This is a genomic window from Pseudoalteromonas sp. 1CM17D (assembly GCF_023161805.1).
In the GTDB taxonomy this organism is placed as follows: Bacteria; Pseudomonadota; Gammaproteobacteria; order Enterobacterales; family Alteromonadaceae; genus Pseudoalteromonas; species Pseudoalteromonas atlantica.
Window position 1 is genome coordinate 114,639 of sequence record NZ_JALNTP010000011.1, and the last position, 25,599, is coordinate 140,237.

The 25,599-nt window shown below is 41.2% G+C and carries 19 protein-coding genes; 14 read left to right on the forward strand and 5 right to left on the reverse strand.

Going from position 1 to position 25,599, the window contains the following annotated elements; all coding sequences use genetic code 11:
• Positions 1-52: 52 nt before the first annotated feature.
• Together MSC25_RS17365 and MSC25_RS17370 are read right to left on the reverse strand one after the other, a co-directional pair.
• The gene (locus MSC25_RS17365; protein ID WP_024034211.1) at positions 53-1,510 is read right to left on the reverse strand and encodes a M48 family metalloprotease; all 1,458 of its coding nucleotides are present in this window, start codon (positions 1,508-1,510) and stop codon (positions 53-55) included.
• Between the two features lies 1 nt (position 1,511).
• Positions 1,512-2,177: a hypothetical protein gene (locus MSC25_RS17370; RefSeq protein ID WP_004589173.1), complete on the reverse strand. Its 666-nt coding sequence runs from the start codon at positions 2,175-2,177 to the stop codon at positions 1,512-1,514.
• Positions 2,178-2,324: 147 nt separating this feature from the next.
• Here MSC25_RS17370 and MSC25_RS17375 point away from each other — a divergent pair, with 147 nt between their 5' ends.
• From MSC25_RS17375 to MSC25_RS17425, 11 genes are all read left to right on the forward strand, one after another.
• Positions 2,325-2,543, forward strand: a complete 219-nt coding sequence (locus MSC25_RS17375) for a hypothetical protein (RefSeq protein WP_004589174.1) — start codon at positions 2,325-2,327, stop codon at positions 2,541-2,543.
• Positions 2,536-3,612: an AI-2E family transporter gene (locus MSC25_RS17380; RefSeq protein ID WP_096041482.1), complete on the forward strand. Its 1,077-nt coding sequence runs from the start codon at positions 2,536-2,538 to the stop codon at positions 3,610-3,612. The genes MSC25_RS17375 and MSC25_RS17380 overlap by 8 nt, the downstream gene beginning before the upstream one ends.
• 126 nt (positions 3,613-3,738) lie before the next feature.
• Positions 3,739-5,964, forward strand: coding sequence for an aminotransferase class V-fold PLP-dependent enzyme (locus MSC25_RS17385; RefSeq protein ID WP_248444048.1), 2,226 nt, complete (start codon positions 3,739-3,741; stop codon positions 5,962-5,964).
• Positions 5,965-6,481: 517 nt separating this feature from the next.
• Positions 6,482-8,128, forward strand: a complete 1,647-nt coding sequence (pgi, locus tag MSC25_RS17390) for a glucose-6-phosphate isomerase (protein ID WP_248444049.1) — start codon at positions 6,482-6,484, stop codon at positions 8,126-8,128.
• A 268-nt stretch (positions 8,129-8,396) separates the two neighbouring features.
• Positions 8,397-9,869 carry a glucose-6-phosphate dehydrogenase gene (gene zwf, locus MSC25_RS17395; RefSeq protein ID WP_248444051.1) on the forward strand — a complete coding sequence of 491 codons (1,473 nt, stop codon included), beginning with the start codon at positions 8,397-8,399 and terminating at the stop codon, positions 9,867-9,869.
• A gap of 3 nt (positions 9,870-9,872) precedes the next feature.
• Positions 9,873-10,583: a 6-phosphogluconolactonase gene (gene pgl / locus MSC25_RS17400; RefSeq protein ID WP_248444053.1), complete on the forward strand. Its 711-nt coding sequence runs from the start codon at positions 9,873-9,875 to the stop codon at positions 10,581-10,583.
• Positions 10,584-10,921: 338 nt separating this feature from the next.
• Positions 10,922-11,629 (forward strand): SapC family protein, encoded by a 708-nt coding sequence (locus MSC25_RS17405; protein WP_004589180.1) that lies wholly within the window; start codon positions 10,922-10,924, stop codon positions 11,627-11,629.
• Positions 11,630-11,875: 246 nt separating this feature from the next.
• Complete coding sequence (locus MSC25_RS17410) at positions 11,876-12,910, forward strand: isoaspartyl peptidase/L-asparaginase (protein ID WP_248444054.1); 1,035 nt, start codon at positions 11,876-11,878, stop codon at positions 12,908-12,910.
• Positions 12,911-13,005: 95 nt separating this feature from the next.
• Entirely contained in the window at positions 13,006-16,893 is a 3,888-nt protein-coding gene (gene hrpA / locus MSC25_RS17415) for an ATP-dependent RNA helicase HrpA (protein ID WP_248444055.1), read from the forward strand.
• Between the two features lie 74 nt (positions 16,894-16,967).
• Positions 16,968-17,348 carry a response regulator gene (locus MSC25_RS17420; protein ID WP_024034218.1) on the forward strand — a complete coding sequence of 127 codons (381 nt, stop codon included), beginning with the start codon at positions 16,968-16,970 and terminating at the stop codon, positions 17,346-17,348.
• Between the two features lie 9 nt (positions 17,349-17,357).
• Positions 17,358-17,654 carry a PilZ domain-containing protein gene (locus tag MSC25_RS17425; RefSeq protein WP_248444057.1) on the forward strand — a complete coding sequence of 99 codons (297 nt, stop codon included), beginning with the start codon at positions 17,358-17,360 and terminating at the stop codon, positions 17,652-17,654.
• Positions 17,655-17,750: 96 nt separating this feature from the next.
• On the opposite strand, the gene MSC25_RS17430 is transcribed toward MSC25_RS17425, so the two are convergent.
• Positions 17,751-18,941, reverse strand: a complete 1,191-nt coding sequence (locus MSC25_RS17430) for a class I SAM-dependent methyltransferase (RefSeq protein WP_054983075.1) — start codon at positions 18,939-18,941, stop codon at positions 17,751-17,753.
• A gap of 140 nt (positions 18,942-19,081) precedes the next feature.
• On the opposite strand from MSC25_RS17430, the gene MSC25_RS17435 reads away from it, so the two are divergent.
• The gene (locus tag MSC25_RS17435) at positions 19,082-19,738 is read left to right on the forward strand and encodes an HD domain-containing protein (protein WP_004589186.1); all 657 of its coding nucleotides are present in this window, start codon (positions 19,082-19,084) and stop codon (positions 19,736-19,738) included.
• A gap of 1 nt (position 19,739) precedes the next feature.
• A complete protein-coding gene (locus MSC25_RS17440) occupies positions 19,740-20,168 on the forward strand; it encodes a VOC family protein (RefSeq protein WP_248444058.1) in 429 nt (142 codons plus the stop codon).
• Here MSC25_RS17440 and MSC25_RS17445 read toward each other — a convergent pair.
• Together MSC25_RS17445 and MSC25_RS17450 are read right to left on the reverse strand one after the other, a co-directional pair.
• On the reverse strand, positions 20,165-21,160 hold the full coding sequence (locus tag MSC25_RS17445) for a two-component system response regulator (RefSeq protein WP_248444059.1): 996 nt from the start codon (positions 21,158-21,160) through the stop codon (positions 20,165-20,167). The genes MSC25_RS17440 and MSC25_RS17445 overlap by 4 nt on opposite strands.
• 9 nt (positions 21,161-21,169) lie before the next feature.
• Positions 21,170-24,502 carry an MHYT domain-containing protein gene (locus MSC25_RS17450; RefSeq protein WP_248444060.1) on the reverse strand — a complete coding sequence of 1,111 codons (3,333 nt, stop codon included), beginning with the start codon at positions 24,500-24,502 and terminating at the stop codon, positions 21,170-21,172.
• Positions 24,503-24,811: 309 nt separating this feature from the next.
• On the opposite strand from MSC25_RS17450, the gene MSC25_RS17455 reads away from it, so the two are divergent.
• Entirely contained in the window at positions 24,812-25,462 is a 651-nt protein-coding gene (locus MSC25_RS17455; RefSeq protein ID WP_248444061.1) for a SprT family zinc-dependent metalloprotease, read from the forward strand.
• The last annotated feature ends 137 nt before the right edge of the window (positions 25,463-25,599 follow it).

Genomic DNA, 25,599 nt, shown 5'->3' on the forward strand with positions numbered 1-25,599 from the left:
AATTAGTTCCAAAATGTAATTTGCCGCTATTTTAGGGCAAGCGCTGACAGACTTAAAGCCTTGCCAGCTCTTTTTGTAAACGGCGATACTGAGTAAGCAAGGCTTTTAAGCGTTGCTGTTTAACCAGCTCTGTGGGTTCTACGAAGTTAAGCGCTTTTTGGATTTCGTCTGCGGCTTTAATATACGCGCCATATTGCGATAACACATCAGCATTGGCCTCGTGATAAGCGGCAAGCTTGTCTTGTTTTTTATAGGCATCGGCTAATAGCTGTTTACCTAAGTTGTGGTCGGGTTTTTCAAGTAAAAAGCTTTTTAAAATGTTTTCAGCTAATTCAAACTGCTCAGCCTCTAATGCCGCATTTGCATAGTTTAAAGTAATAACTTGGTTGTTAGGGCGATAGTTGTTTAGTTCAGCCAAAAATTTTACCGCTTCGTCGGCTTTTTTTTGCGCTATTAGTAAATCGGTGTGGGTATCGATATAAAATAAATTTTTAGGACTCTGCGCTAAAAGCGGCTCTAAAATTTCGGCGGCTTCATCTAGCTTATCTTGATCAAGTAAGCTTATGCCCAAGCCGTATTTAAGCGCGGTGTTGTTGTAACTGTTTTCGCGCATTAATTTTTTAAATAACGCTTCGGCATTTTCGGGCTTATTGGCATAACGAGCAAGTACTCGGCTTTTTGCTAAATTAAACTCAAGGCTTGGGTTTAAATGGCGCACAGGGAATTGCTCTGCACGTAGGCGTACGTCAGATACACGGCTCTCTGGCAATGGGTGAGTCAGTAAAAAAGCGGGTGGTTTGTACTTATATCTTATTTGCGCTGAAAGTTTAGTTAAAAATTCACTTGATGCACGGGCGTCAAAACCGGCGTTATTAAGGGTTTGCATACCAATTCTGTCGGCTTCTTGCTCGGCAGCACGGCTGTGAGTTAATTGGCTAAACGCAGCTTGGGTTTGGTTAGCCGAAATAATAGCAATACCTGCATCGGGAGCAACCACGGTGGCTAATATACCGGCTATCATGCCTGCAATAGTCAGTGCGCTGTTGTCTTGTTGTTGCTGAATACGACGAGCTAAATGGCGCTGAGTTACGTGCGCTATTTCGTGCCCAAGTACAGAGGCAAATTGGCTTTCGTTATCTGATTGCGCAATAAGCCCCGTATGCACACCAACATGCCCGCCGTAAAAAGCAAAGGCGTTAATTTCGTTGTTATTTACCCAAAAAAACGAAAAAGGAAAACGCACGTCATTTGCATTAGCCACAAGTTTTCGGCCAAGTGTGGTTAAGTATTCGTCTAAAACGGGGTCGTTTACTACCGGTGATGAGCCTCTTATTTGCATCATCATCACTTCGCCAATGGCTTGTTCTTTTTCAAGTGGCAAAACTTGTAGCGCAGACGTGCCTAAATCGGGTAGCGTAAAGTTTGTTTGTGCCTTTAACGGCTCACTAACCAGTAGGCTAAAGGTAAGCGCGGCACTGCATAAAGTGATAAAGGCTGATTTTAGCTGCATTTTATTCCTTGTTAATTTGTTCACCAATGGCAATTTTTGCTATGTCAATTTCATCGCTGCTTGCACGGCTGTCTTTTTCGCACAATTGGTAGAGTTCTTTTATTGTGACTCCATCAAGCTTTACAACGTTCAATTCCTGCTGCAAAAATTTAATAATTTTATGTACTACCTTATGTGCATGTAAAATAATGGCTTTATCGGCTTTGTCGCCGCGCTCAAAATAAAAGCCAATAAACTTATGGAGCTGATTTATGCGGATCAGGTTTTTCATTGAATGCGGATCCCATACTTTAAACTCCATAAAGCGGTTATCTTTAACGTATTGATCAATAATTATATCTTTAGCATAGGGTTGCGCCCAGAGCTCAAAGCCTCGGTCGGTAAATACTTGGTGTAGCGCTATACGCGGCTTATGCTTGGTGTGTATTTCACCAAAATCATCTTCATAGCCATCGAGTAAGTCTAAGTTCCAATTGCGTTTATTGATCAGGCTTTTTACAGCGTTATCAAATCCGTGCTCCAATATTCCTTCAGATTCGCTGACCGAAGAAGCAACAAGATGATAAAAAGGCGGGAGCTCTCCCCAGTTTATCTGCTTTTTATACCAATTAATCTCTTTGAGAGTTGGATTACTAGGTAGTTGCGCTTTATTATGCGTGCCAGGCATTAACTTATCCTTACTGCTAATTATGTTATAAGGATAAACCATTGCTGGAATGGTTTTAAGAAAAAGTTACTGCTGTTCACATTTTATAAATAGAATGACCGACAATATGCGACTTATTATTCATTTTACTTAGCGAGTAAAGTAGTTATGTTAGAGTGCGATTTAAAAAAATTTAAATGCCCACAACAGTTTGTACAATTTAAATTAGCGCTTCGTAATGCGCAGTCATCTAATAAGGCAATAACGTTTAGTATAAATAACGACGAAAGCGCAGATGATATTACGCGTTTTTTAAGCAAAAATGCATATACATATAAATTTGATCAACACCTAGGACTATTACTAGTGGAGCCATTGCATGTTTGAATACGTTAAAACATGGTACGAAAGAAAGTTCTCAGATCCTCATTCAGTCACCTTACTTTTTTTACTCATTGCCTCTGTGGCATTACTGTACTTTTTTGGCTCGTTAATTGTTCCTGTGTTAGTGGCATTGGTGATTGCTTATTTACTTGATTGGCCGGTTGTACACTTAGAGCGCTTTGGGTTAAAACGCTTTAGCGCCACAGTCATTGTAATGCTTATTTTTACCGGGGTTATGCTTACCCTTATTTTGGTTATTGGCCCCGTACTTTGGAAGCAAACCAGTAATTTAGTACAAGAAACCCCACACATGGTAGAGCAAGGTAAGTCATTTTTAATGGCCTTACCACAGCAATACCCCAGTTTAATTAATGCTGAGCAGGTCCAAGCTATTGTGGCAAGTGTAGAGGCAAAGGCGCTCGAATTTGGCCAAGTTATTGTCTCGTTTTCACTTACTTCGTTAAAAGATGTTGTGGCATGGCTTATTTATTTGGTGCTTGTACCCTTACTTGTATTTTTTATGCTTAAAGACAAGCTTGAGCTTACAAGCAGTGCCGCTACGCTTATTCCGCAGCAGCGACGGTTAATTTTGCAAGTGTGGCACGAAATGAACCAGCAAATAATGAATTATATTCGAGGCAAAGTATTCGAAATTTTAATTGTGGGTGGCACCTCGTTTATTGCCTTTACTGTACTTGATTTACGTTATGCAGCTTTACTTGGTGTGCTGGTTGGGTTTTCGGTGTTAATTCCATTTGTGGGTGCGGCATTGGTTACCATACCGGTTGCGGCCGTGGCGCTGTTTCAATTTGGTATCGAAACGCAGTTTTGGACCATATTAATAATTTACGGGATCATTCAGGCGCTCGATGGCAATGTATTAGTGCCCTTGTTGTTTTCTGAGGCCGTTGATTTAAATCCCGTATTTATTATTGTTGCAGTGCTATTTTTTGGTGGCTTATGGGGATTTTGGGGCGTGTTTTTTGCCATTCCGCTCGCATCGCTTGTAAAAGCGCTAATAAATGCCTGGTCATCAACCCATGGAGAAATAACAAAAGAGCGGGCAGAGTAACGTACTTTTAGTTTAAAAAAGCATAGTAAACGCACCTAAGTTACTAATTGATTATTACCCAATGAGAACAAACTTATGTACTATTGGGTATAAGATATATTTTTTAGTAATAAAGGTGCGTTTTTAATGTCTGAGTTTTTATTGCACGATGAACAAGCAGCCCAAGTTTATCTTGATGCAAACGCTACAACACCTGTTTTACCCTGTATTGCCGACGTGGTGTCGCACACCATGCAAATTTGTTTTGGTAACCCTTCAAGCCCCCATATTAGCGGTATACAAGCCAAGTATTTATTAGAACAAACAAGGCAAAATGCACGCCATGTTATTGGTGCGCCCGATGGCGATATTCTTTTTACCTCAGGCGCAACAGAGGGCATACAAACAGCCATTGTTTCAACGCTCATTCATGCTAAAAATCATACGATTAAAAACCCTGTATTATTGTACGGGGCAACTGAGCACAAAGCGGTGCCTAATACGTTAAAACATTGGAATAGCGTTTTAGGCATTAACGCCCAATTACTGGCTATTCCTGTTGATAGTAAAGGGATTTTAGATTTAGCGTTTATTAGTGAGCACATAAATAACGCGCTAATGATTTGCACCATGGCGGTTAATAACGAAACCGGTGTTTATCAAGACTTAAACGCTATAGAACATACTATTCGCAGCCGTAATAAATCAGTGTCTTGGATGGTTGATTGTGTACAAGCCTTAGGTAAACAAGCGCTAGCACTTAGTAGTACCAGCATAGATTATGCCCCGTTTTCGGGTCATAAACTGTATGCACCAAAAGGTATTGGTTTTTTATACATTAAAAATGGCAGTGCCTATACGCCATTTATTGCGGGGGGCGGGCAAGAAAGCGGCATGCGCTCTGGCACTGAAAACCTACCAGGTATAGCAGGGCTTAATAAACTGTTTAACTTGCTGCTAGATAAAAACGACGACACGTTTAAGTCGGTTGAAGTATTAAATAGCTACAGAGCGCAACTGCTTAATGCGCTGCAAAGTACCTTTGGTGATATAACCTTTAATCACGATTTTTCACATTCTGTACCTACCACCCTTAATTTTGCTGTCGATACGCTTACCTCCAAAGAGGTTATTGATTTATTTGACGCAGCAGGCATTAGAGTGAGCGGTGGTTCGGCATGCAGTACAGGGGCAACACGCAGTTTTGTGCTTGATGCAATGGGAGCAACAAATTGGCAAAGTGAAAACGCCATTAGGCTGTCTTTTGGGCCTGCTGCAACCGAGCAGCAAATTAGCCAAGCATGTAAGCGTATATGCTCGTTAAAGGCGGTATTAGAGGCCAATTGCTTAATTGTTTCTGACAGTGCCTCGCCAAAGCAAGAAGTATGCGCGCTAGGATTAACACAATTTAGGCATAAAGGGGCGTGTAGCTGGCTGTATGTTAGTGACGATGACAGTGCCGTTATTATTGACCCGGTAATAGAGCTTATTCCGCGCTTTGAAAAAATAGTGAGCACACAACAGCTCAGCGTAAAAGCAATTTTAGATACCCACCAGCACCAAGACCGTCCAGGCGCAGTGGCTTTGTTAAATGAAGTACTAGGCACAACGCATGCGATGCAAAATAGCATTGAGCTTGGTACAAAAACGCTAACCATAAAGCCAACCCCAGGGCACAGCAAAGACAGCGTTAGTTATTTATTAAAAGAGCGCACCACAGGGCATATTGATTATTGTTTTTGCGGTGATTTAATTTTACCTGCAGGGCTTGGCAATACCTCGCTTGAAGGGGGCAGTGCAACGCAAATGGCACACTCACTTATTACCCTTGCTGAGCAAATAAGTGACGATACGGTTATTTGTTCGGGGCATGACTATCAGCAATGCTTTGCCATTAACTGGCGTACTGTACGTGCACAAACGCCTTTGCTTAGCCCATTATTAGATGGAGAACTAAGTACGGCGCAATTTGCACAGCTAAAAGCGCAACACGATCAGCTACATAGGCAAACCAGTAACCAATTGTGTGGCTATGTACAGGCGGCGGTGCAAACAGACACTAAGCAGCTAGACTTTACGCAAGCTAAAGCGTTACTAACGCAAAAAAATGTGTATTTAATTGATACCCGTGAGCCGTATGAACATGGCGCAATTAATGTGGCGGAGCTTTTTGCCGCGCCTTTGGCTAATACGCTTAATATTTCACTTAGCCGTATGGCTAACGCCATAGTACAAAATCAATTAAACCCGCAGCACACCTATATATTACTGTGTAGAAGCGGCAATCGTTCTAAAATTGCAGCGGCAAATTTACAGCAATTAGGCTTTGCGAATATTTATAACGTAGCGGGTGGCTTGGCGTTGGTGAGCTAATTATGGGCCTAGTTTTGAGGATGTTTTAACCACCTATAAAGCTAGGCGAGTGCATACGATGCATTTTATGCTTTGGGCCTATAATGTTTCGAAGTTTAATTTGCAGCAGTGTGTTTGGTTTTTTACATGGATGTAAGCCAGTAGCGTAACGCAAGAGCAGTTACTGAGCCCATAAGGGAACAAACCTCGCGCCAGGATTAAATTGTTCCTAGTTTGTACAAATTTTAATCCTAAAAGGTCAACAGGCCCTAATTCATGAATATTTAATAAATGTTGTTTAAACTATTAAATGCTTAAAATTTGTGGGTAATTAATTCATAAAATTTTTATGATACCGGTGTCAAAAGTAAAAAATTGCGTTATTATCTGCATCATAAATTATAAAAACAGCATTTTTATTGCTTTTTTCGTTATACTAAGCGCTTGCTTTTTTACTAGCACTACGCGCAATTAGCGAAGTCTTTTTACCTAAAACTGTTTTTAAATCATTAATTTAAATATTTTAGAGGATATTTACATGTCTAATCGTTCGCAATTAGCAAGTTGGCAAGCACTACAAAATAGTGCCGCGCAGATGAAACAAACCCATCTAAAAACGTTATTTGCACAAGATGATACACGATTTGATGCATTCTCTACTCAAATTCCGGGTGTGTTGTTTGATTATTCAAAGCAGCGTATTGATAAAACTATTTTTGCACAACTCATCGAGCTTGCTAAAGAGTGTGACATTACCTCTTGGCGCGACAAGATGTTTAGCGGTGAAAAAATCAATATTACAGAAGAGCGTGCTGTTCTTCATACTGCTTTACGTAATCGTGCCCATACGCCTTTAGTTGTTGACGGCGAAGACGTAACGCAAGCGGTTGATAACGAATTAGCAAAAATTAAAACCTTTGTAGAAAAAGTACGCAGTGGGCAATGGGTAGGCTACACAGGTAAAGCAGTAAAAGATGTGGTAAGCATTGGTGTAGGTGGTTCAAACCTAGGTCCGCAAATGGCAACCGAAGCGCTAAAAGCACTTGCTGATGACACTTTAAATGTTCATTACGTATCTAATGCTGACGGTGTTCAAATTGCCTCTGTGTTAAAAGCAATTGACCCAGAAACAACCTTGTTTGTTATTTCATCGAAAACATTTACCACATCAGAAACCATGACCAACGCCAAAACGGCCGTTGATTGGTTTTTACAAACAGCAAAAGATGACAGCGCCATTGCTAAGCATTTTGTTGCTGTTAGCACAAACTTAGAAAAAACCGCAGCCTTTGGTATTAGCGATGAAAACGTATTCACTATGTGGGATTGGGTAGGGGGTCGCTTTTCACTTTGGAGTGCGATAGGCTTACCTATTGCGTTATACCTAGGTTATGACGCGTTTGAAGCTATTTTAGAAGGCGCATTTGAAGTAGATGAGCACTTTAAAGCAGCCCCATTTGAGCAAAATATTCCGCTTATAATGGCACTACTTAGTGTATGGAATACCAGCTTTTTAGGCTTTACGTCGCAAGCTATTTTACCGTACGACCAAGCGCTTCATATGTTACCTGCGTATTTACAGCAAGGTGAGATGGAAAGTAACGGTAAACACGTAAACTTTGCAGGCGAAACCGTACCTTATACAACGGTTCCTATTATTTGGGGTATGACCGGTATTAACGGCCAACATGCGTTTTATCAGTGCTTACACCAAGGTAATGTAATTGTACCTGCTGATTTTATAGCCTCAGTTAAGCCGCAGGTAGCTGTAGATAAGCATCACGATATTTTATTATCTAACTTTTTAGCGCAAACAGAAGCAATGATGAGCGGTGTAGATGCACAGCAAGTCACAGAAGATTTAGCCGCTAAAGGTAAAACACAAGCGCAAATTGATGAGTTACTAAATCATAAAATTCATCAGGGGAATCGCCCTACAACATCTATACTGCTAGATACAGTTGATGCAAAAACAGTAGGACGCTTAATTGCGCTGTACGAACATAAAATTTTCTGCCAAGGCATAATTTTAGAAATTTGCTCATTTGATCAATGGGGTGTAGAGCTTGGTAAAGGCCTTGCCTCTAAAATTGAAAGCGAACTAACCGATGACAGCGTAAAACACGCCCACGATAGTTCAACAAATGGCTTAATCGCGTACTACAAGCAACACCGTACGCAGTAATATATTCGCTTATGTAAATAAGCAAACCGAGTACCTTTGAACGGGTAGCGCTGGAGTTCTTAGGGCCTGTATTTTTGTGAGAGGATTTACAGGACTCCTAAGACTCATTTAATTGTGCGAACAGTCAAATAATAAATAAAACGCCATAGCGTAAAACATTCAATAGGCTTTTATTAACACTAAGAGCCACTGTCATTCAAGCACTAAACCTGCATACCAAGCGGCTTATGGAAGTCGCTTTTAGGTATTACAAACGTAGAGAGTAACTATGCTTAATCCTTTTGATATTATAATTTTTGGGGGCGGTGGTGATCTTGCGTTACGCAAATTGCTACCTGCAATGTACAGAGCATATCAAGAAGGCAACTTACCAGAAGGCTCGCGTATTCTGCCTACAGTGCGTGAAGAAAGTAAGCGTGCTGACTACATAGAAACAGCACACAACGCACTGAAAGAATTTTTAAGTAAAGGCGAATTTAACGCTAAAGATTGGAAAGCATTTTCTACTTACTTAGTGCCTGTAGTAAGCAACGTAACCGAAGCTGACGACAACTGGGATGTACTTAAAGGCATTTTAGATGAGCACGACAACAATAAATCTCGCGTATTTTATTTATCACTTCCGCCTGCTGTTTATGGCACATGTTGTGAAATTTTATCAACGAAAGGTTTAATCACACCCACTTCACGTGTGGTTGTTGAAAAGCCAATTGGTTACTGCGGCGAATCAGCAGAGGCTATCAATGGTAAAATTGCAGAGTTTTTTGACGAAGAGCAAATTTTCCGTATTGACCACTACTTAGGTAAAGAGACAGTACAAAACCTAATGGCACTGCGTTTTTCAAATTCACTGTTTGAAAACATGTGGGATGCTAAATCTATTGATAATATTCAAATTAGTTTATCTGAAACGGTAGGCCTTGAAAGCCGTGCTGGTTTTTACGATAAAGCCGGTGCACTGCGCGACATGGTGCAAAACCACCTATTACAGTTATTGTGCTTAGTGGCAATGGAATCACCAAATAAACTAAACGCAAATAGCATCCGTACTGAAAAACTTAAAGTATTAGAAGCACTTCGTCCGTTACTTGAAGGTGACGTAGATGAAAATATCGTTCGCGGTCAATACGTACCAGGGGATTTAAACGGTAAAATTGTACCAGGTTACTTAGAAGAGCTTAACGAAGGTTCAAGTAAAACAGAAACCTTTGTGGCTATTCGTGCACACATTGATAACTGGCGCTGGGCGGGGGTACCTTTTTACCTTCGTACTGGTAAGCGTATGGCTAAACGTTGTGCAGAAATTGTGGTTGAGTACAAAAAAGTATCGCACAATATTTATGAAGAAAACGTGGGTAATATTGAGCCAAACCGCCTTGTTATTCGTTTGCAGCCTGAAGAGACGATTCAATTAACGCTTATGTCTAAGCGCCTTGATAATCTTGAAATGCAATTAGAGCCGGTAACGATGAATATTGAGCTTTCTCAAGCATACAGCAACGGTTTCCATTCTGATGCGTACAAACGCTTAATGCTTGATGCTGCAGCTAATAACCCATCGTTATTTATACACCGTGACGAAGTTCGTCAAGCGTGGAAATGGATAGATCCAATTATTGAGCGCTGGCAAACCAAAGGCAAACCTGCACTTTACCGTGCTGGTAGCTGGGGACCGGATGATGCTGATGAATTATTAGCTGAAAACAACCACGTGTGGTTTAACACAGGCGATAAGGCGTAAGGTATGGCAACACTTGTTGAAAAATTTTTTGACTCAAAAGATGAGTTAACCGCTGAGCTATCACACACGCTTGAGCAATCTTTACGTGATGGCATAAAAAGTGATGGCCGTGCTGTGCTAATGGTATCGGGCGGTTCGTCTCCGGCGCCGGCGTACAAGCACTTATCAACGCTTGATTTAGATTGGCAAAATATAGATGTAGCCATGGTTGATGAGCGCTGGGTTGAGCCAAGCCACGAAAAAAGTAACGAAGCGTTTATAAAAAGCACCTTGTTACAAAATTACGGCAGTGCCGCTAATTTTATTACCATGAAAAACGATGCAGCAACGGCAGAGCAGGGCGCACAAGTATGTGAAGCCGCTTATGGCGCTTTAAAAGCACCGTATGATGTAACAATTTTAGGCATGGGCCCAGATGGCCATACAGCGTCTTTGTTCCCACATGCAGAGGGCCTTGAGCATGGTTTAACAACACAGCAAACTGTGTGCGCTATTAATGCAATAGAAAGCGACGTGACAGGCAGCATTACAGAGCGTATGACACTGACTTTAAATGCAATAGCAAACTCTAAAGTGGTTAAACTCCTGATCAGTGGTGAAGAAAAGCTAGCGGTTTACAAGCAAGCTAAAGCGGGTGGTGATGTAAACGATATGCCACTTCGCGCTGTGCTAAACCACCCAAGCATAAATATTGAAGTGTATTGGGCGCCTTAATTTAGCCGCTCATTTACAGTTTAAAAAGGCAGCTTAATTAAGCTGCCTTTTTATTTGGCTAAATAACGTGCTAAACCCATTCAAAAAATACCGTCAAACTGTTAACCAATGTTAATGGCTTTTATGATGCTGTATTAAAATTACCCGTTATTTGTACTGTTTTTGAGCGTATTGGCTGGGTTTTTATTGTCTGTTTTTTAGCAACGCCTAGATTTAGTTAAACTTTATTTTTTCATGACGGTTGTCATAAAACTTTCCCTTCCTTTTTTCGTTCAAAAGCATTAGCCTAAAGGCATTAACAATGAAACATATATATTAAAAATAAACGGAGCAGTAACATGGCGGAGCAACAAGTACAGCCTTTACACAACGAAAAGCATGCCAACACTAAAATTCAAAACGGCATCAACGTTGAATTTATGAAAACTCAACATTTAGTGCCAGTAGTTGCACATGAGTTTGCACGCGTAGCAAATGAATTCCCAATGTCTTTTGTTAAAAACAACGAAAGCGGTACTTTCCAAGCAGTTGCAATGTTTGGCCTAGAGCCAGGCGAAAACCTGTTTGTAGAAGATGGTAAATGGACAGCAGCTTTTGCGCCTATGGCATCAACGCGTTACCCATTAGGTCTAGTAAAGCACCCTGAGCAAGATCAGTACGGTATTGTGATTGACGAAGCAAGCTCGCTTGTAGGTGAAGAAGAAGGCAACGCATTATTTGAAAACGGTGAAGAAACAGACTACTTAAAGCGTCGTAAAGAGTCTTTAGTGTCTTTCATTGAGTTTTCTCAAGTAACAGAAGCATTCACTAAATACTTAGCTGATAAAGAGCTACTCGTAGCGCAAACGCTAACTGTAGACATTAAAGGCGAGAAAAAAGACATCAACGGTATTTACCTTATCGATGAGAAAAAACTTAACTCGCTTAGCGATGAAGAGTTTTTAGAGCTTCGTAAGCGCGGTTACTTAGCACCTATTTATTCGTTCTTAACATCTACTCACCAAGTAGCACGTTTAGCACGTTTAAAAGCTAAGCAAGACGCGTAATTACATACACGTTTAGCTAAAAAGCGCCTGATGGCGCTTTTTTTGTGCCATTAAACTTACTCTATGCCAATTGGGTTAAAAAGTAGGGGGGATGAAGGGAAATAACACCCTCGTATTTCGCATTATTATTAGGCTGTTTATTGGCTGCTTAAATAAAGTGCTAACTTAATACCGTTGATATTAGTTGAAAAAATACGTGTAACCATTCAAAGTAAATTCAATACTAAATTTTAAAAAGAGCGCACTATGAAAAAAACATTCTTATTGTCAGTTTTAGCCAGCGGCTGCTTAACACTAAGCACGCAAGCATTAAGTGAACAAGCCCCGTTTGCTATAGCGATTCATGGTGGAGCAGGCACAATTGAAAAAGCAAAATTTACCCCAGAGCAAGAAAAAGCCTACCGAGCAAAACTAGCCGAAGCTGTTGAAGCGGGTTACAGCGTACTTGAAAAGGGCGGCGAAAGTTTAGATGCAATCAGCACTGCTATTGAAGTATTAGAGCAGTCGCCTTACTTTAATGCTGGGCGCGGTGCAGTGTACACCTATGATGGCAGCCATGAACTTGATGCCTCAATAATGGATGGGCGAAACCGTCAAGCGGGTGCGGTCGCTGGCGTAAAGCACATAGAAAGCCCAATTCAATTAGCCCGCTTAGTAATGGATAACTCAGTACACGTAATGCTTAGTGGTCAAGGCGCTGAAGAATTTGCAAAAGAGCAGGGCGTTGCGCTGATAGAAAATAATATATTTGATACTAAGCACCGTTATGAAGCACTTATAAAAGCAAAGCAAAAATTAGAAAAAGAAAAAGCAACCAGCAAAAACTACCAAGCTGCGCATAAAGCCCTGCCTACAAATTATAAAATGGGCACCGTAGGCGCAGTGGCACTTGATAAAAACGGCAATTTAGCCGCAGGTACATCTACAGGTGGCATGACCGCAAAACGCTTTGGCCGCATTGGCGATTCCCCTGTTATTGGCGCGGGTACATTTGCTGAAAACGATTCGTGTGCGGTGTCGGCCACCGGTCACGGCGAGTATTTTATTCGCTACAGTGTTGCCAGTGATATTTGTGCACGCGTTAAATATCAAAATAAAACCATTGAACAAGCTGGGGATGAGGTTATTAACCAAGTACTTGCGCCTATAGGTGGTACAGGTGGGGTTATTATTGTGGATGCTAAAGGTCATATTAGTATGCCATTTAATACCTCGGGCATGTACCGAGCGAGCAAATCGAACACGCAAGCAACCTTTGTGGGCATTTTTAAAAACCAATAGCGTGATATATAAGCCTTATAGGGATTGTAGGATTAACGCTGCGCGTTTATTTTGATACTATTAGCCCTCATTTATTAAATTTATAAGGTGTGCGGGTGGTAAACCTAGGTCAGTTGTTTGGCGAGCTTAAAACGTGCTTAAAAAAAGATCAGTTTATATTTAAAAAACGCTTACATAGCGTAAAAAAAATACAAGACGAGACTAAGCAGGCCAATGCCCTTGAAAAAATAGCGGCTGATATTACCCGCAGCCAGCAGCTACGTGAAAAACGTTTAGCTGAGCTGCCCGCTGTAACGTACCCTGAGCAATTACCGGTAAGTCAAAAAAAGGACGTCATTAAAGACACCATTGCGAACAATCAAGTGGTGATTATTGCCGGTGAAACAGGCTCAGGTAAAACCACGCAAATACCAAAAATGTGTTTAGAGCTTGGCCGTGGGGTTGATGGCTTTATTGGCCATACCCAGCCACGACGTTTAGCCGCGCGCAGTGTAGCTAACCGCATTGCTGAGGAAATGAAATGTGAGATTGGCCAACAAATCGGTTTTAAAATACGTTTTAGCGATCAGGTTTCTAATAATACGTATGTAAAACTGATGACCGACGGTATTTTGCTCGCCGAAATACAACAAGACCGCTTTTTAAATCAGTACGACACCATCATTATTGATGAAGCCCATGAGCGCAGCTTAAATATCGATTTTATTTTAGGGTATTTAAAAAACTTACTGCCAAAGCGCCCCGACTTAAAAGTTATTATTACCTCGGCGACCATTGATCCTGAACGTTTTTCAAAGCACTTTGATGATGCGCCAATTATTGAAGTGTCGGGACGTACATTCCCCGTTGAGGTGCGCTATAACCCTATAAGCGATATAAATAAAGACGCTATGGAAGCCGAAGGCGACCAACTGCAAGGTATTTTTGATGCGGTAGATGAGCTGTGCGCTGAAGGGCCAGGGGACATTCTCATATTTTTAAATGGCGAGCGCGAAATACGCGATACCGCAGAGGCGCTCTCTAAACGTAATTTAAAACACACCGACGTATTACCACTTTATTCGCGCTTATCTAACGCAGAGCAAAACCGTATATTTGCCCCGCATTCGCGCCGCCATATCATTTTATCAACCAACGTGGCCGAAACCTCATTAACGGTGCCGGGTATTCGTTATGTAATAGACCCAGGTACAGCGCGTATTAGCCGTTACAGCTATCGTACTAAAGTACAGCGTTTACCTATTGAGCCTATTTCTCAGGCAAGTGCGAACCAACGTATGGGACGCTGTGGCCGTGTTGAAGCGGGTATTTGTATTCGCTTGTATTCGCAAGATGACTTTATATCTCGCCCAGAATTTACAGACCCAGAAATACTGCGCACTAATTTAGCCTCTGTTATTTTGCAAATGTTGGCATTAGGGCTTGGCGATATGAGCGAGTTTCCGTTTGTACAAGCGCCAAATAGCCGCAATATTAACGATGGTTTAACCCTACTTGAAGAACTTCAGGCGATTAAGCCGAGTAAAAAGCGCCATCAAACGAGTTTAACGCAATCAGGGCGTGAGCTTAGCCGCTTACCGGTCGACCCGCGTTTAGCTAAAATGGTGTTGACGGCTAATAAGCTCGGCGCACTGCGAGAAGTTATTATTATTGTGGCAGCGCTATCGATTCAAGACCCCCGAGAGCGCCCGCAAGAAAAACGCGCAGCAGCGAACGAAAAGCACAGCCGCTTTGATGACCCTGACTCGGATTTTATTGCTTTTTTAAATCTTTGGAATTACCTAGAAGAGCAGCAAAGTGAGCTGACAAATAGCCAGTTTAGAAAGTTGTGCCAAAAAGACTTTTTAGCTTATATGCGTATTCGTGAGTGGCAAGACATTGTTTATCAAATAAGCACTGTGTGCAACGAAATGAAAATTAAAGCCACCACGCAAGTGGCTGACTCTGAGCTAATACACAAAGCGTTACTGAGCGGCATGTTAAGTCACATAGGCTTTAAAGACGAAAAGCAAATATATAAAGGCGCTCGCAATAGCCAGTTTCATATTTTTCCGGGTTCTGGATTATTTAAAAAGAGCCCCAAATGGATTATGTCGGCAGAGCTGGTAGAGACCAGTAAACTATACGCACGTATTAATGCCAAAATAGATATTAATTGGGTAGAGCCCCTTGCACAGCATTTAGTAAAACGAAGCTATTCTGAGCCGCATTGGGAGAAAAAACCAGGCGCTGTTATCGCGTTTGAGCAACAAACCTTGTACGGCTTATTGGTGGTTAATAAACGCCGCTGTGTGTATAGCAATATAGACCCTAAAGTTAGCCGTGAGCTGTTTGTACGCACCGCCCTTGTAGAGCAAGAGCTTGGCTTAAATGAGCAATTTTTAGCGTACAACCGCGAGCTAATAGAAGATATTCAGGTACTTGAGCATAAATCGCGACGTCGCGATATTTTGGTTGATGAGCAAACGTTATTTGAATTTTACGATAAAAAAATACCTAAAGAAATCAACAACCGTGCAGCCTTTATAAAGTGGTATAAAACCCAAAAGCAAAAAGATAAACGCTACCTATACATGACCCGTGAAGAGCTTATGCAACACGGTGCAAGTAATATTACTGAGTTTGATTACCCTGATACATGGCAGCAAGATAATATTATTTTGCCGCTGAGCTATCATTTTGATCCAGGACAAGCTGTTGATGGGGTGGCTGTACAAATACCGGTAGCACTTTTAAACCAAGTGCAAGAAACCGGGTTTGATTGGCACATACCTGCTTTTAGGCATGAGCTAATAAGTGGTTTAATTAAATCGTTACCTAAGTCGTTACGTCGTAACTTTGTACCTGCTCCCAATTACGCTGATGCTGTACTGGCAGCCATTGAGCCTATGCAAGGCAGCTTACTTGATGCACTTACTACACGCTTACTAAGAATGACAGGCGTAAAAGTAGATATAGAAGCGTGGGATTTAAACGCACTGGCGCCTCATTTAAGGTTGCAGTTTGAGGTGCGTGATGAGCACGATAAATTGCTTGCACGCGGGCTAGATTTAGCAAAACTAAAAGCACAGCTGCAAGGCAAAGTAACCGATACGCTTTCGAAGGTGGCCGATAAAGGCATTGAAAAAGCCGATTTAACACAATGGGACTTTGGCGCTTTGCCTGCCTCGTACGTTAAAAAGCAAGGCCAATACGAAATAAAAGCTTACCCAGCGCTGGTAGATAAAAAATCCACAGCGGCAATTGAGCTCTTTGATAGTGAAGAAAAAGCCCAGCAAGCGCATCAGCAAGGTTTACGGCGTTTAGTTTTATTAAATGTGCCGTCGCCAATAAAGTACCTTCAGCAAAACTTGCCTAATAAAGCTAAACTGGGCTTGTACTTTAATCCGTTTGGGAAAATTGCAGATTTAATTGATGATTGTATTGCCGCCGGCGTAGACAGCTTATTAATAAAGCATGGCGATATACGCGATGAAAACGCTTTTGATAAAGTTAAAGAGCAAATTAGGGGCGAACTAGGCGATGCTGTGGTAGAAATCGCCACCCAGGTTGAACAAGTTTTAAGCATTGCTCACGCGTTGCATAAAAAAATGAAAGGGCGTGTCGATTTAACTATGATAACTGCCCATGGCGATATAAAATCGCAGCTTGAGTCACTTATCTTCAAAGGATTTGTCAGTGCTCACGGTGCGAATAAAATGCCCGACCTAATTCGTTATTTAAAAGCGATTCAAAAACGTTTAGAAAAACTGCCTGTTGATCCTAACCGCGATAGACTGTGTGTTTTAGAACTTGAAAAAGTAGCGCAAGAGTACAAAAAGCTCGTAAATAAAATTCCAAAAGGCTTGCCTATTCCGCAACAGGTAAACGCTATTTTTTGGATGCAGCAGGAACTTAGGGTGTCACTGTTTGCGCAAACCTTAGGTACCCCATATCCTATTTCTGCAAAACGCGTTATGAATGCGATAAAAGAGATAGAATAAAACTTGCATTTTCTATTAAGCTTAGTACCTTAATAGAAGGATTTATTTTTGGTTGAGAAGGAAGCGACATACCTATGTCCTCATCGGTTGAACATAAGATTAAGCGATTGTTAGTTGTAGATGACGAGTATTTTAATTATGAAATGCTTAAATCTGCCCTGACTTCAAAATTTGATGTTAGTTATGCTGACTCGGGGAAAAGCTGTTTGGCGTCTGCCATTGCTAACCCGCCGGATATTATTTTGCTTGATGTATGTATGCCTGGCCTCGATGGGTATGATACATGTCGGATGCTTAAGCACACGCCTGAGACTAAAAATATACCTGTTGTTATGGTTTCGGGCTTAGAGTCGCCCTCGGAAAAGCAAGCTGGCTTTGATGCAGGGTGTGATGCCTATGTAGTAAAACCGTTTTCGATGGGTACTTTATTTGAGCAAATAAACACGGTTGTTTAAAGGTGATGCATGTTTACTGAAGATAAGCGCAATTTTAGACGTATGCAGGTTAATACTCCTGCGCAATTAACAACAATAGAGCCAGTTGCTGGGCTAAATTATAACGCAGAATGTGTTGATTTAAGTGCCACTGGGTTATCACTACATTTAGATGACTTGCTTGAGCTCGATACTTTGCTAAAGGTTAATATAGAATCGACTCACCCAAGTATTGCCTCTTTAAATGCAACGGCTAAAGTTATACGTGCTAGCAAAGAAGACGATGGCACCATTACCGCAGGATTAGAAATAGTTCAGTTTAATTAAATTGAATAAACACCTAGCGGCTGGCTTTTGCTATTGCGGGTGTTAAATAACGTTCGATTTTATTACCTACGTCCTTGTAGGTAATAACAATAATTTTTAGTAAACCTTACAAATCAAGCCTTTTAAGTAAAAGCCTTCAGGGTAACTGCCAGCAATAGGGTGATCGGCCGCTTGATTTAAACGCTCCATAATCAATAGCTCTTTACCTGCATCTAGCGCAGCGTCTGCTACCACTTTTTGAAACAAGTTTTGCTCCATTAATCCAGAGCACGAGAAGGTAAGTAATGTACCGCCTGGTTTTAATATTTGCATAGCAATCATGTTTATATCTTTATAACCACGACATGCACCGGTTAACTGCGCTTTGTTGTCTGCAAATTTTGGTGGGTCCATCACAATAGTGTCAAACTGTTTGCCTTCCTCACGGTATTGGCGTAATAGCTTAAACACATCTTGTTTTACAAAATCGACTTTATTTAAATCTAAGTTATTGTGCTCTACGTTACGCTTAGCGGTATCCAGTGCTGGTTGTGATACATCAACATTAGTGACGTGTTTACAGCCACCACGCAGTGCGTAAAGTGAGAAAGTACCTGTGTAGCTAAAGCAATTTAATACGGTTTTATCTTTTGAAAAGCGCTCAAGTGCTGCGCGGCTATCACGTTGATCCAGGTAAAAGCCTGTTTTATGACCTTCTAAAATGTCTACTTCAAGCTTTAAGCCATTTTCTTCAATAACCACCGGCTCTGAAGGTTCGTTGCCCCACAGTACACCTTTAATAGGTTCTAAGCCTTCTTTGGTGCGCACGTCTACATCTGAGCGCTCATAAATATTTGCGCCAGGAAAAATAGCCATTAACGCGCCTACAATTTCACCTTTATGGCGCTCAGCGCCAGCACTTAGTAATTGGCAAACTAAGGTGTTATCAAACTTATCAATGGTTACACCTGGCAAATAGTCAGACTCAGCAGCACACAACCTAAAGCCAGTTAAACCGCCTTCGGCTATTGCATGCTCGCGGGCATGTAAAGCACGGCGTAAACGACGCTCAAAAAAGTGTTGGTCTATTACTTCTTTTTCATCAAAGCTCCACACACGCGCTCTTATTTGTGAGTGAGGGCTATAAGCAGCGGTGGCTAAAAACTTACCTTCGCTGTCGTGAATGGTGACCGTATCGCCTAGGCCTGGTTTACCTTTAATTTTTTTGATGGCTTTTGAAAATAACCAAGGGTGTTTTCTTTTTAATGATTTTTCGCGACCAGCTTGTAGGTAAACGGCAGATGACATAAGGCTTCTCAGTTGTAATAAATAAGCGCTGTATTTTAGTCAAGCATAGGGCAACATACAATGAATGTTTTGCAAGGGAGGTGTAAAGCGCGTTAAAGTACGGATAATTCTCATATAAATTAGTTTTTTGGAACATCACTGTGGCCAACACTGCTTTAAGCCCTGAGTTACAACAGCTTGATTCTCAATGTCGCTCATTTATTACTTCGTTAATACATGCCGATGTAGCACACGACATAACACATATTGAACGCGTAGTGCGTGTTGCCATTCAATTATGTCACGCCGAGCAAGCCAATATGAATATTGTTTTGCCAGCGGCGTGGATGCACGATTGTGTTGCGGTGGCAAAAAACCACCCCGATAGAGCAAAAGCATCTACTATGGCGGCAGATAAAGCCATTGCGTTTTTAAAATCAATTAACTACGACGCATGTTTGTTTGATGATATTCATCATGCTATCGCTGCCCATAGCTTTAGCGCCAATATAGCGGTTAAAACTGTAGAAGCGCAAATCGTGCAAGATGCCGATAGAATGGATGCACTCGGTGCAATAGGCGTTAGCCGTTGTATGAAAGTAGGGGGCTCTATTAGCCGCTTACTGTATAACCCTGATGACCCATTTTGTGTTAACCGCGAAGCAGATGATAAAACCTATACCCTTGATCATTTTTTTATTAAATTGCTCCATATTGCTAAGAGTATGAATACACCCTCAGCTAAAGCTGAAGCAGAGCGACGCACAGAGTATATGTATGCGTTTTTAGAGCAGCTAAAATCAGAAATTGGTCAATAATATGAGTGCTCCTTTATTATCGGGCATTGATCATTGCCACCTTAATGTTGAAAACATCCCAGAAGCGCTAAAGTGGTACAAGCAGGTACTAGGCTTTAGCGTAGTTGAAGAGCTTGCCTTTTGGGATGAAAATGGCAAAGGGCCACTCACACTTGAAGATAGCGAAAAAACAACGCGTTTAGCGTTATTTGAAGGACAGGTGCGAAGCAAAGGTATTGCGTTTTCAGCCACCGGTGCACAGTTTATTGGTTGGGTTGATTATTTAAATGGCTTAAACATAAAAACTGTACTGGCCGATCACGGTGTAACGTTTTCGCTTTATTTTAAAGATAACAGTGGGAATAGCCACGAAATAACCTCTCATGACTACCCGCACATAAAAGCGGTATATGGTGATGTAAAACAAGGCTCGCGCACTCGCAATACTTAGTGTTGCTCTTGGTAAGCGCTTTTAATTGCGATTATAGCATCGAGCTTATTTACAAATAAATTGATGAGGTGGGGGTCAAAGTGTTTACCCGCTTGTGCTTGCATATGCTCAAGCGCTTCTTCTACACCCCAAGCCTCTTTATACGGGCGTTTAGAGGTAAGGGCATCAAATACATCTGCAATAGCCACAATACGCCCTTCAACCGATATTTGTTCGCCTTTTAAACCATTAGGGTAGCCACTGCCATCCCACTTTTCGTGGTGCTCTATAGCCAGTTTATGGGCAAGTTGTAATAGCGGTGATGAGGAATTTGCTAAAATTTGTGCACCAATAGTCGCATGCTGTTTCATGTGGTCAAATTCGTCAGGGGTTAATCGCCCAGGCTTTAATAAAATAGCATCCGGAATACCTATTTTACCTACATCGTGCATAGGGGCTGCTTGGCGAAGTAGCTCTGCTTGTTGCTCACCCATGCCAAATTCTAATGCTAATAATTTACTGTATTGGCTCATCCTAGCAATGTGTTCGCCAGTGTCTGTGTCTTTATACTCTGCAGCGCGGCCTAACCGATGTACTAAATCAACATGGGCTTGCTTTAATTGCTCGGCTTGTACAAGCGATAAATGCGTTTTAACACGTGCGCGTATAATCGCGGGGCTAATAGGTTTAGTAATGTAATCAACAGCGCCAAGTTCAAAGCCTTTAAACTCATCGCTTTCATCGCCCAAAGCCGTTACAAAAATAATTGGAATATGCGAAAGCGCAGGTGTGCTTTTAAGTATTTCGCACACCTCAAAGCCATTCATATCGGGCATCATGATATCGAGTAATATAAGTTTAGGCTGTTCTTTTTCTAGTAGCGCAAGTGCTGCAGCGCCTGATTTAGCAAAAGACATACGGTATTGATTACCTAATACTTCTCGCATGACTTTTAAGTTAGCAGGTTCATCGTCAACGATTAATATACGTGGTTTGTCGTTGCTAAAATCCATTCAATATTCTCATTCTTGGGTAAACTCTTTAATTAGACCGTCTAGCACGTGTTGCGCCTGATCAAAGTCAAATTCATCAAATGCGTTTACAACCTCATTTATTTGAGTTTGTAAGTGTGCAGGGGCGTTATTTTCAAGCTGCGCAAGTAAATCATCGTTGAGCTCGGCGCTTTGCGCTTCATGGTGCAGCGTTTCACACAGTGACTTTAATTCAGCCGCGTTTAGCGTGCTTTTTTGCTCAGTATTTTCACTCTCAGCAGGCGTGATTTGTGCGCACTCATCGCCTGATATTAATTGCGTTATTGTCTCTAACTCGCCTTTTATTTGTGTTACTAACGCTGTAGATTGCTCAGAAGTTTGCTCGCGCTCTAACTTGGCTAATAAAGTCATTAATGTTGTTAGGCCTAAATTACCAGCGACCCCTTTAAGGGTATGTATCAGGCTATTGGCGTTTTTAATCTCAGATAACTTACTGTTAAATAAAATATCAAATCGTTTATTGCTGTCATTGATAAATTTGGCAATTTCGGTTAACTGCTTGCATTTATTGCCCCAAAGCATCACACCTTTTTCAAAGTCGATGTGTTTAGCCTCAGGGTCTGATTGGCTAATAACCATATCTTTAGCAATACCTAAGCCAAGCACCTGGGCAATTTCTTGGTTAAGCTGATTTATATCTATCGGCTTATTAGCAAAGCCGTTCATGCCGGCACGTTTAGCTGTGAGTTTATCTTGCTGTAGAACGCTTGCCGTTAACGCAATAATGGGGGTAAATTTAAGCTGCCTTTGCTTTTCTATGGCTCTAATTTTTGTGGTTGCTTCTATGCCATCACACTCAGGCATATGAATATCCATTAAGATGACATCAAAATCTTGCTTCTCGAATATTGCAATAGCCTCTAAACCGTTGCTTGCTTTGCTTACCAAATGTTGATCTTTAGAAAGTAATAACGAAAGCAGCTCGGTGTTTTGCTCAATATCATCCACCACAAGTACCCTGAGCGATGGTAATTGAGTGTGCAGGCCATCGAAATGGTCTATTTTTTCTGCATCGCCTTGTTTAAGCGGTAAAGAGAAGTAAAAGCAGCTACCTTTGTTTTCTTCACTGACTAGGTTTATAGTGCCGCCCATCAGCTCTACTAATTGTTTACTAATGGTTGTTCCCAGGCCTGTACCGCCAAAGCGACGAGTAGTGGTGCCATCGGCCTGAACAAACGGCTGAAATATAGCTTTAACACGGTCTTTGGCAATACCTATGCCGGTATCTTGCACTTCAAAAAAGAGCTGATCAGTTTGCGTAGTACTTACAGTGAGCTCAACCGAACCTTGCTCGGTAAATTTAATGGCGTTACCGATGAGGTTAGTTAAAATTTGCCTTAACCTATCTGGGTCGCCATAGTAAGTTGTGGCAACAGAGTCTTTAATATTCAATTTTAAACGCAAGTCTTTCTTTTTTGCTTCAAGCCAAAATGTCGAAATAATGCTATCGAGTACTTGTTTTAAACTAAAGTGAACGGGTTCAATAGTTAGCTTTCCGCGCTCAAGTTTTGCGGTATCAAGCACTTCATTAAGTAACCTTAATAATGAACGCGCCGCATTATTAACTGTAACCAAGTGTTTTTGCTGTTCTTGGTTTAGCGGAGTGTCCATCAGTAGGTCGCTAAAACCGATAATAGAATTCATCGGCGTACGGATCTCATGGCTCATATTAGCCATAAAAGATTGCTTAGCGTGCGCTGCTTCTTCAGCTTGCAATTTTGCCTGTTCAAGTTTGTCTTCGTATTCTTTTTGTTCTGTAATATCAACCAATACCCCATCTATCCACTGCGGGTTATTATCTTTATCACAGGTAATACTGCCTTTATCTAATACCCAGGCAACTTTGCCGTTACGGTGGCGAATACGATACTCTACCGAGTACTTTAAACTTGAGGTCATGGCTTGCGCTACGGCTTCGTTTACCGTTGGCTGATCTGTTTTCAAAATAAGATCGTTAAGTTCTATGCAGCTTTCTGTGAACTCTTCTGGCGTGTACCCTGTTAGTTCAGCCACTGTTGGGCTGATAAATAACATGCTCCAGTTTTCGTCGTACTTACAGCGAAAAGCAGCGCCAGGCATATTATCCATTAAAGAGCGGTACTTTTGCTCTTTTTCAATAAGGCTTTGCTGCATAGCGCGTTGTTCGGTTAAATCGGTGATAAAGCCAACATATAACGGCATATGGCCGGGCTGATTAACTTCCCCTATACCTAAGCGAATAGGAAAAAGGTGGCCATCTTTGTGTTTGGCAGACACATCCCTATTTATACCAATTACTTTTCCTAGATCTACATTTTTGGCGTGAGACAAATAGCCATCATGGTGGCGAGCGATTTCATCGGCCATCAGCATTTTTACATTATGACCTTGAACTTCGTTTTCTCGCCAACCAAAAATTTTGCTGGCCGCTTCGTTAAAGCTCAAAATAATGCCGGTGTGATCTATAGTCACAATGCCATCAATAGCAGTGCCTAAAATAGCATTTAGTCGAGATTCATCCGCCGATTTTTCCTCAAGCAGTAAGCGGTATCTAACCATGCCATTTATAACTGCAATAACACAGGTTATAGCAACAGTCGCGGTAGCTACGGCAATAGCCACAAAAGCAAGTTCAGTGGTTGACTCTTGATAATCGGGTAAAAGCGGTGTGGTTGCAACAAAGCGGGTAGCGGCCATACCCATATAGTGCATGCCTGCCACCGCTGAGCCTAAAATAACAGCGGTAATGGCGCGCGCTTGCAGTTGTGATAAATTAGGTAGCAAACGCGTTAAATGATAACGCGTAAAAAGTGCTATAAACGATAAACCAACAGCGACCACAATTGATAAAGCAAATATGATTGCATCGTAACGTAGTAACGGGGCCAGCTCCATTGCTGCCATACCGCTGTAGTGCATTGTACCAATGCCTGAGCCTAGTAAAATAGAGCAAATAATAAGGTTTTTATATGACCCTTGCGATTTTACTAAAATCGAAAAAGCGTACTGACATGAAATAAACGCCGGTAAAAAAGACAAAACGGTAATGATTGGGTCGTAGTGTATTTCTGTGCATAACGAAAAGGCCAACATACCTATAAAATGCATGCTCCAAATTCCGGCCGATAAAACCGTGGCACCGGTTACATTGGCTAAGCGTTTATAGTTTTCGAATTGCGTTTGCTTTGCTACATCAACTAACCAGAGCGTAAAAAAGGCAGCAAAAATAGCGGTAATGACCGATAAACTAACCAGTATAGGGTTATATGCACCGTTAATAATGAGGCTCGGATCGTGGTCGGTTATAAAAAATGCAGACAGCATAGTGGCTCAAATTAGTATCTTTATTGAACTAGTTTAATAGATTTATTTTATAAATAAACTGTTAATCTAATAATTTATATTATAAATCAGTGAGGTTACTTTTTAGCATTAAAGTATTAACATGCGTAGCGTACTTTATTAATAAGACGTGATTTTGCGTAAATAAAAATAATAATAAACACTGAGCCCATTTATTTATCGCTAAATAACTGCATTGATTAAATAAGGCTTTATAATACGCTTTTATTTATATTTAGAGCATACACCTTGTTTGAGTATCAGCTAAAACGCAGTGCAAGGCGTAAAACAGTGGCAATAAAAGTTAGCCAAAAATTAGTTACTGTTTATGCGCCTACACACGTGCCAAAACTACAAATAGAACAATGGCTGTTTAGTAAAAAAGAGTGGGTAACTGCGCAATTACATAAACAACTTAACGCCATTGATACTCAACAACACCCGTTTAAAAACCAGCAAATAATGGTTTTTGCTAAGCCATATACCATTACTTTTGCAAAAGGGACACGCTCGTATGTTCAGCCATCCGATAGCGAGTTTACTATTTACACTTCTAATCGAGTAAAAAAACAGCCTGAAAAACGCAAGCAGTTACTTTGCCTTGCCCTTGAAGAAACGCTAACAAACTACATTGAAATGCGTTTAGCTTATTATTGCCAACAGATGTCAGAAGCATTACCGACTAAATTGACGATTGGAAGTTATAAACGTAAGTGGGGGAGTTGTAATTCTCGGCGAGAGCTAACCTTTAGCCTTAACCTTGTTGGGGCGCCTCATCATATAATTGATTATGTTATTGTGCACGAATTGGCTCATTTAAAGTATTTGAACCACAGCAGCGCTTTTTGGAAGCGCGTAGCTAATTTTTATCCCGATTATAAATCTGCATCAGCATGGCTTAAAAACCACGGGGCAACATTACAGTGGGTATTTGATAATTAGTCTAAAAATGAAGTTTTAAATAGTAATGAAAAAGGTATAGAAAAGGATACTGAAGATAAGAAGTGGTGGAGGGAGCTGGATTCGAACCAGCGAAGGCTGAGCCGTCAGATTTACAGTCTGATCCCTTTGGCCGCTCG

What these genes read in the sequence shown, in the direction of transcription:
- MSC25_RS17365 (WP_024034211.1), bottom strand. Translation starts at nt 1,510, where the DNA reads ATGCAGCTAAAATCAGCCTTTATCACTTTATGCAGTGCCGCGCTTACC.
- MSC25_RS17370 (WP_004589173.1), bottom strand. Translation starts at nt 2,177, where the DNA reads ATGCCTGGCACGCATAATAAAGCGCAACTACCTAGTAATCCAACTCTC.
- MSC25_RS17375 (WP_004589174.1), top strand. Translation starts at nt 2,325, where the DNA reads ATGTTAGAGTGCGATTTAAAAAAATTTAAATGCCCACAACAGTTTGTA.
- MSC25_RS17380 (WP_096041482.1), top strand. Translation starts at nt 2,536, where the DNA reads ATGTTTGAATACGTTAAAACATGGTACGAAAGAAAGTTCTCAGATCCT.
- MSC25_RS17385 (WP_248444048.1), top strand. Translation starts at nt 3,739, where the DNA reads ATGTCTGAGTTTTTATTGCACGATGAACAAGCAGCCCAAGTTTATCTT.
- pgi (WP_248444049.1), top strand. Translation starts at nt 6,482, where the DNA reads ATGTCTAATCGTTCGCAATTAGCAAGTTGGCAAGCACTACAAAATAGT.
- zwf (WP_248444051.1), top strand. Translation starts at nt 8,397, where the DNA reads ATGCTTAATCCTTTTGATATTATAATTTTTGGGGGCGGTGGTGATCTT.
- pgl (WP_248444053.1), top strand. Translation starts at nt 9,873, where the DNA reads ATGGCAACACTTGTTGAAAAATTTTTTGACTCAAAAGATGAGTTAACC.
- MSC25_RS17405 (WP_004589180.1), top strand. Translation starts at nt 10,922, where the DNA reads ATGGCGGAGCAACAAGTACAGCCTTTACACAACGAAAAGCATGCCAAC.
- MSC25_RS17410 (WP_248444054.1), top strand. Translation starts at nt 11,876, where the DNA reads ATGAAAAAAACATTCTTATTGTCAGTTTTAGCCAGCGGCTGCTTAACA.
- MSC25_RS17420 (WP_024034218.1), top strand. Translation starts at nt 16,968, where the DNA reads ATGTCCTCATCGGTTGAACATAAGATTAAGCGATTGTTAGTTGTAGAT.
- MSC25_RS17425 (WP_248444057.1), top strand. Translation starts at nt 17,358, where the DNA reads ATGTTTACTGAAGATAAGCGCAATTTTAGACGTATGCAGGTTAATACT.
- MSC25_RS17430 (WP_054983075.1), bottom strand. Translation starts at nt 18,941, where the DNA reads ATGTCATCTGCCGTTTACCTACAAGCTGGTCGCGAAAAATCATTAAAA.
- MSC25_RS17440 (WP_248444058.1), top strand. Translation starts at nt 19,740, where the DNA reads ATGAGTGCTCCTTTATTATCGGGCATTGATCATTGCCACCTTAATGTT.
- MSC25_RS17445 (WP_248444059.1), bottom strand. Translation starts at nt 21,160, where the DNA reads ATGGATTTTAGCAACGACAAACCACGTATATTAATCGTTGACGATGAA.
- MSC25_RS17450 (WP_248444060.1), bottom strand. Translation starts at nt 24,502, where the DNA reads ATGCTGTCTGCATTTTTTATAACCGACCACGATCCGAGCCTCATTATT.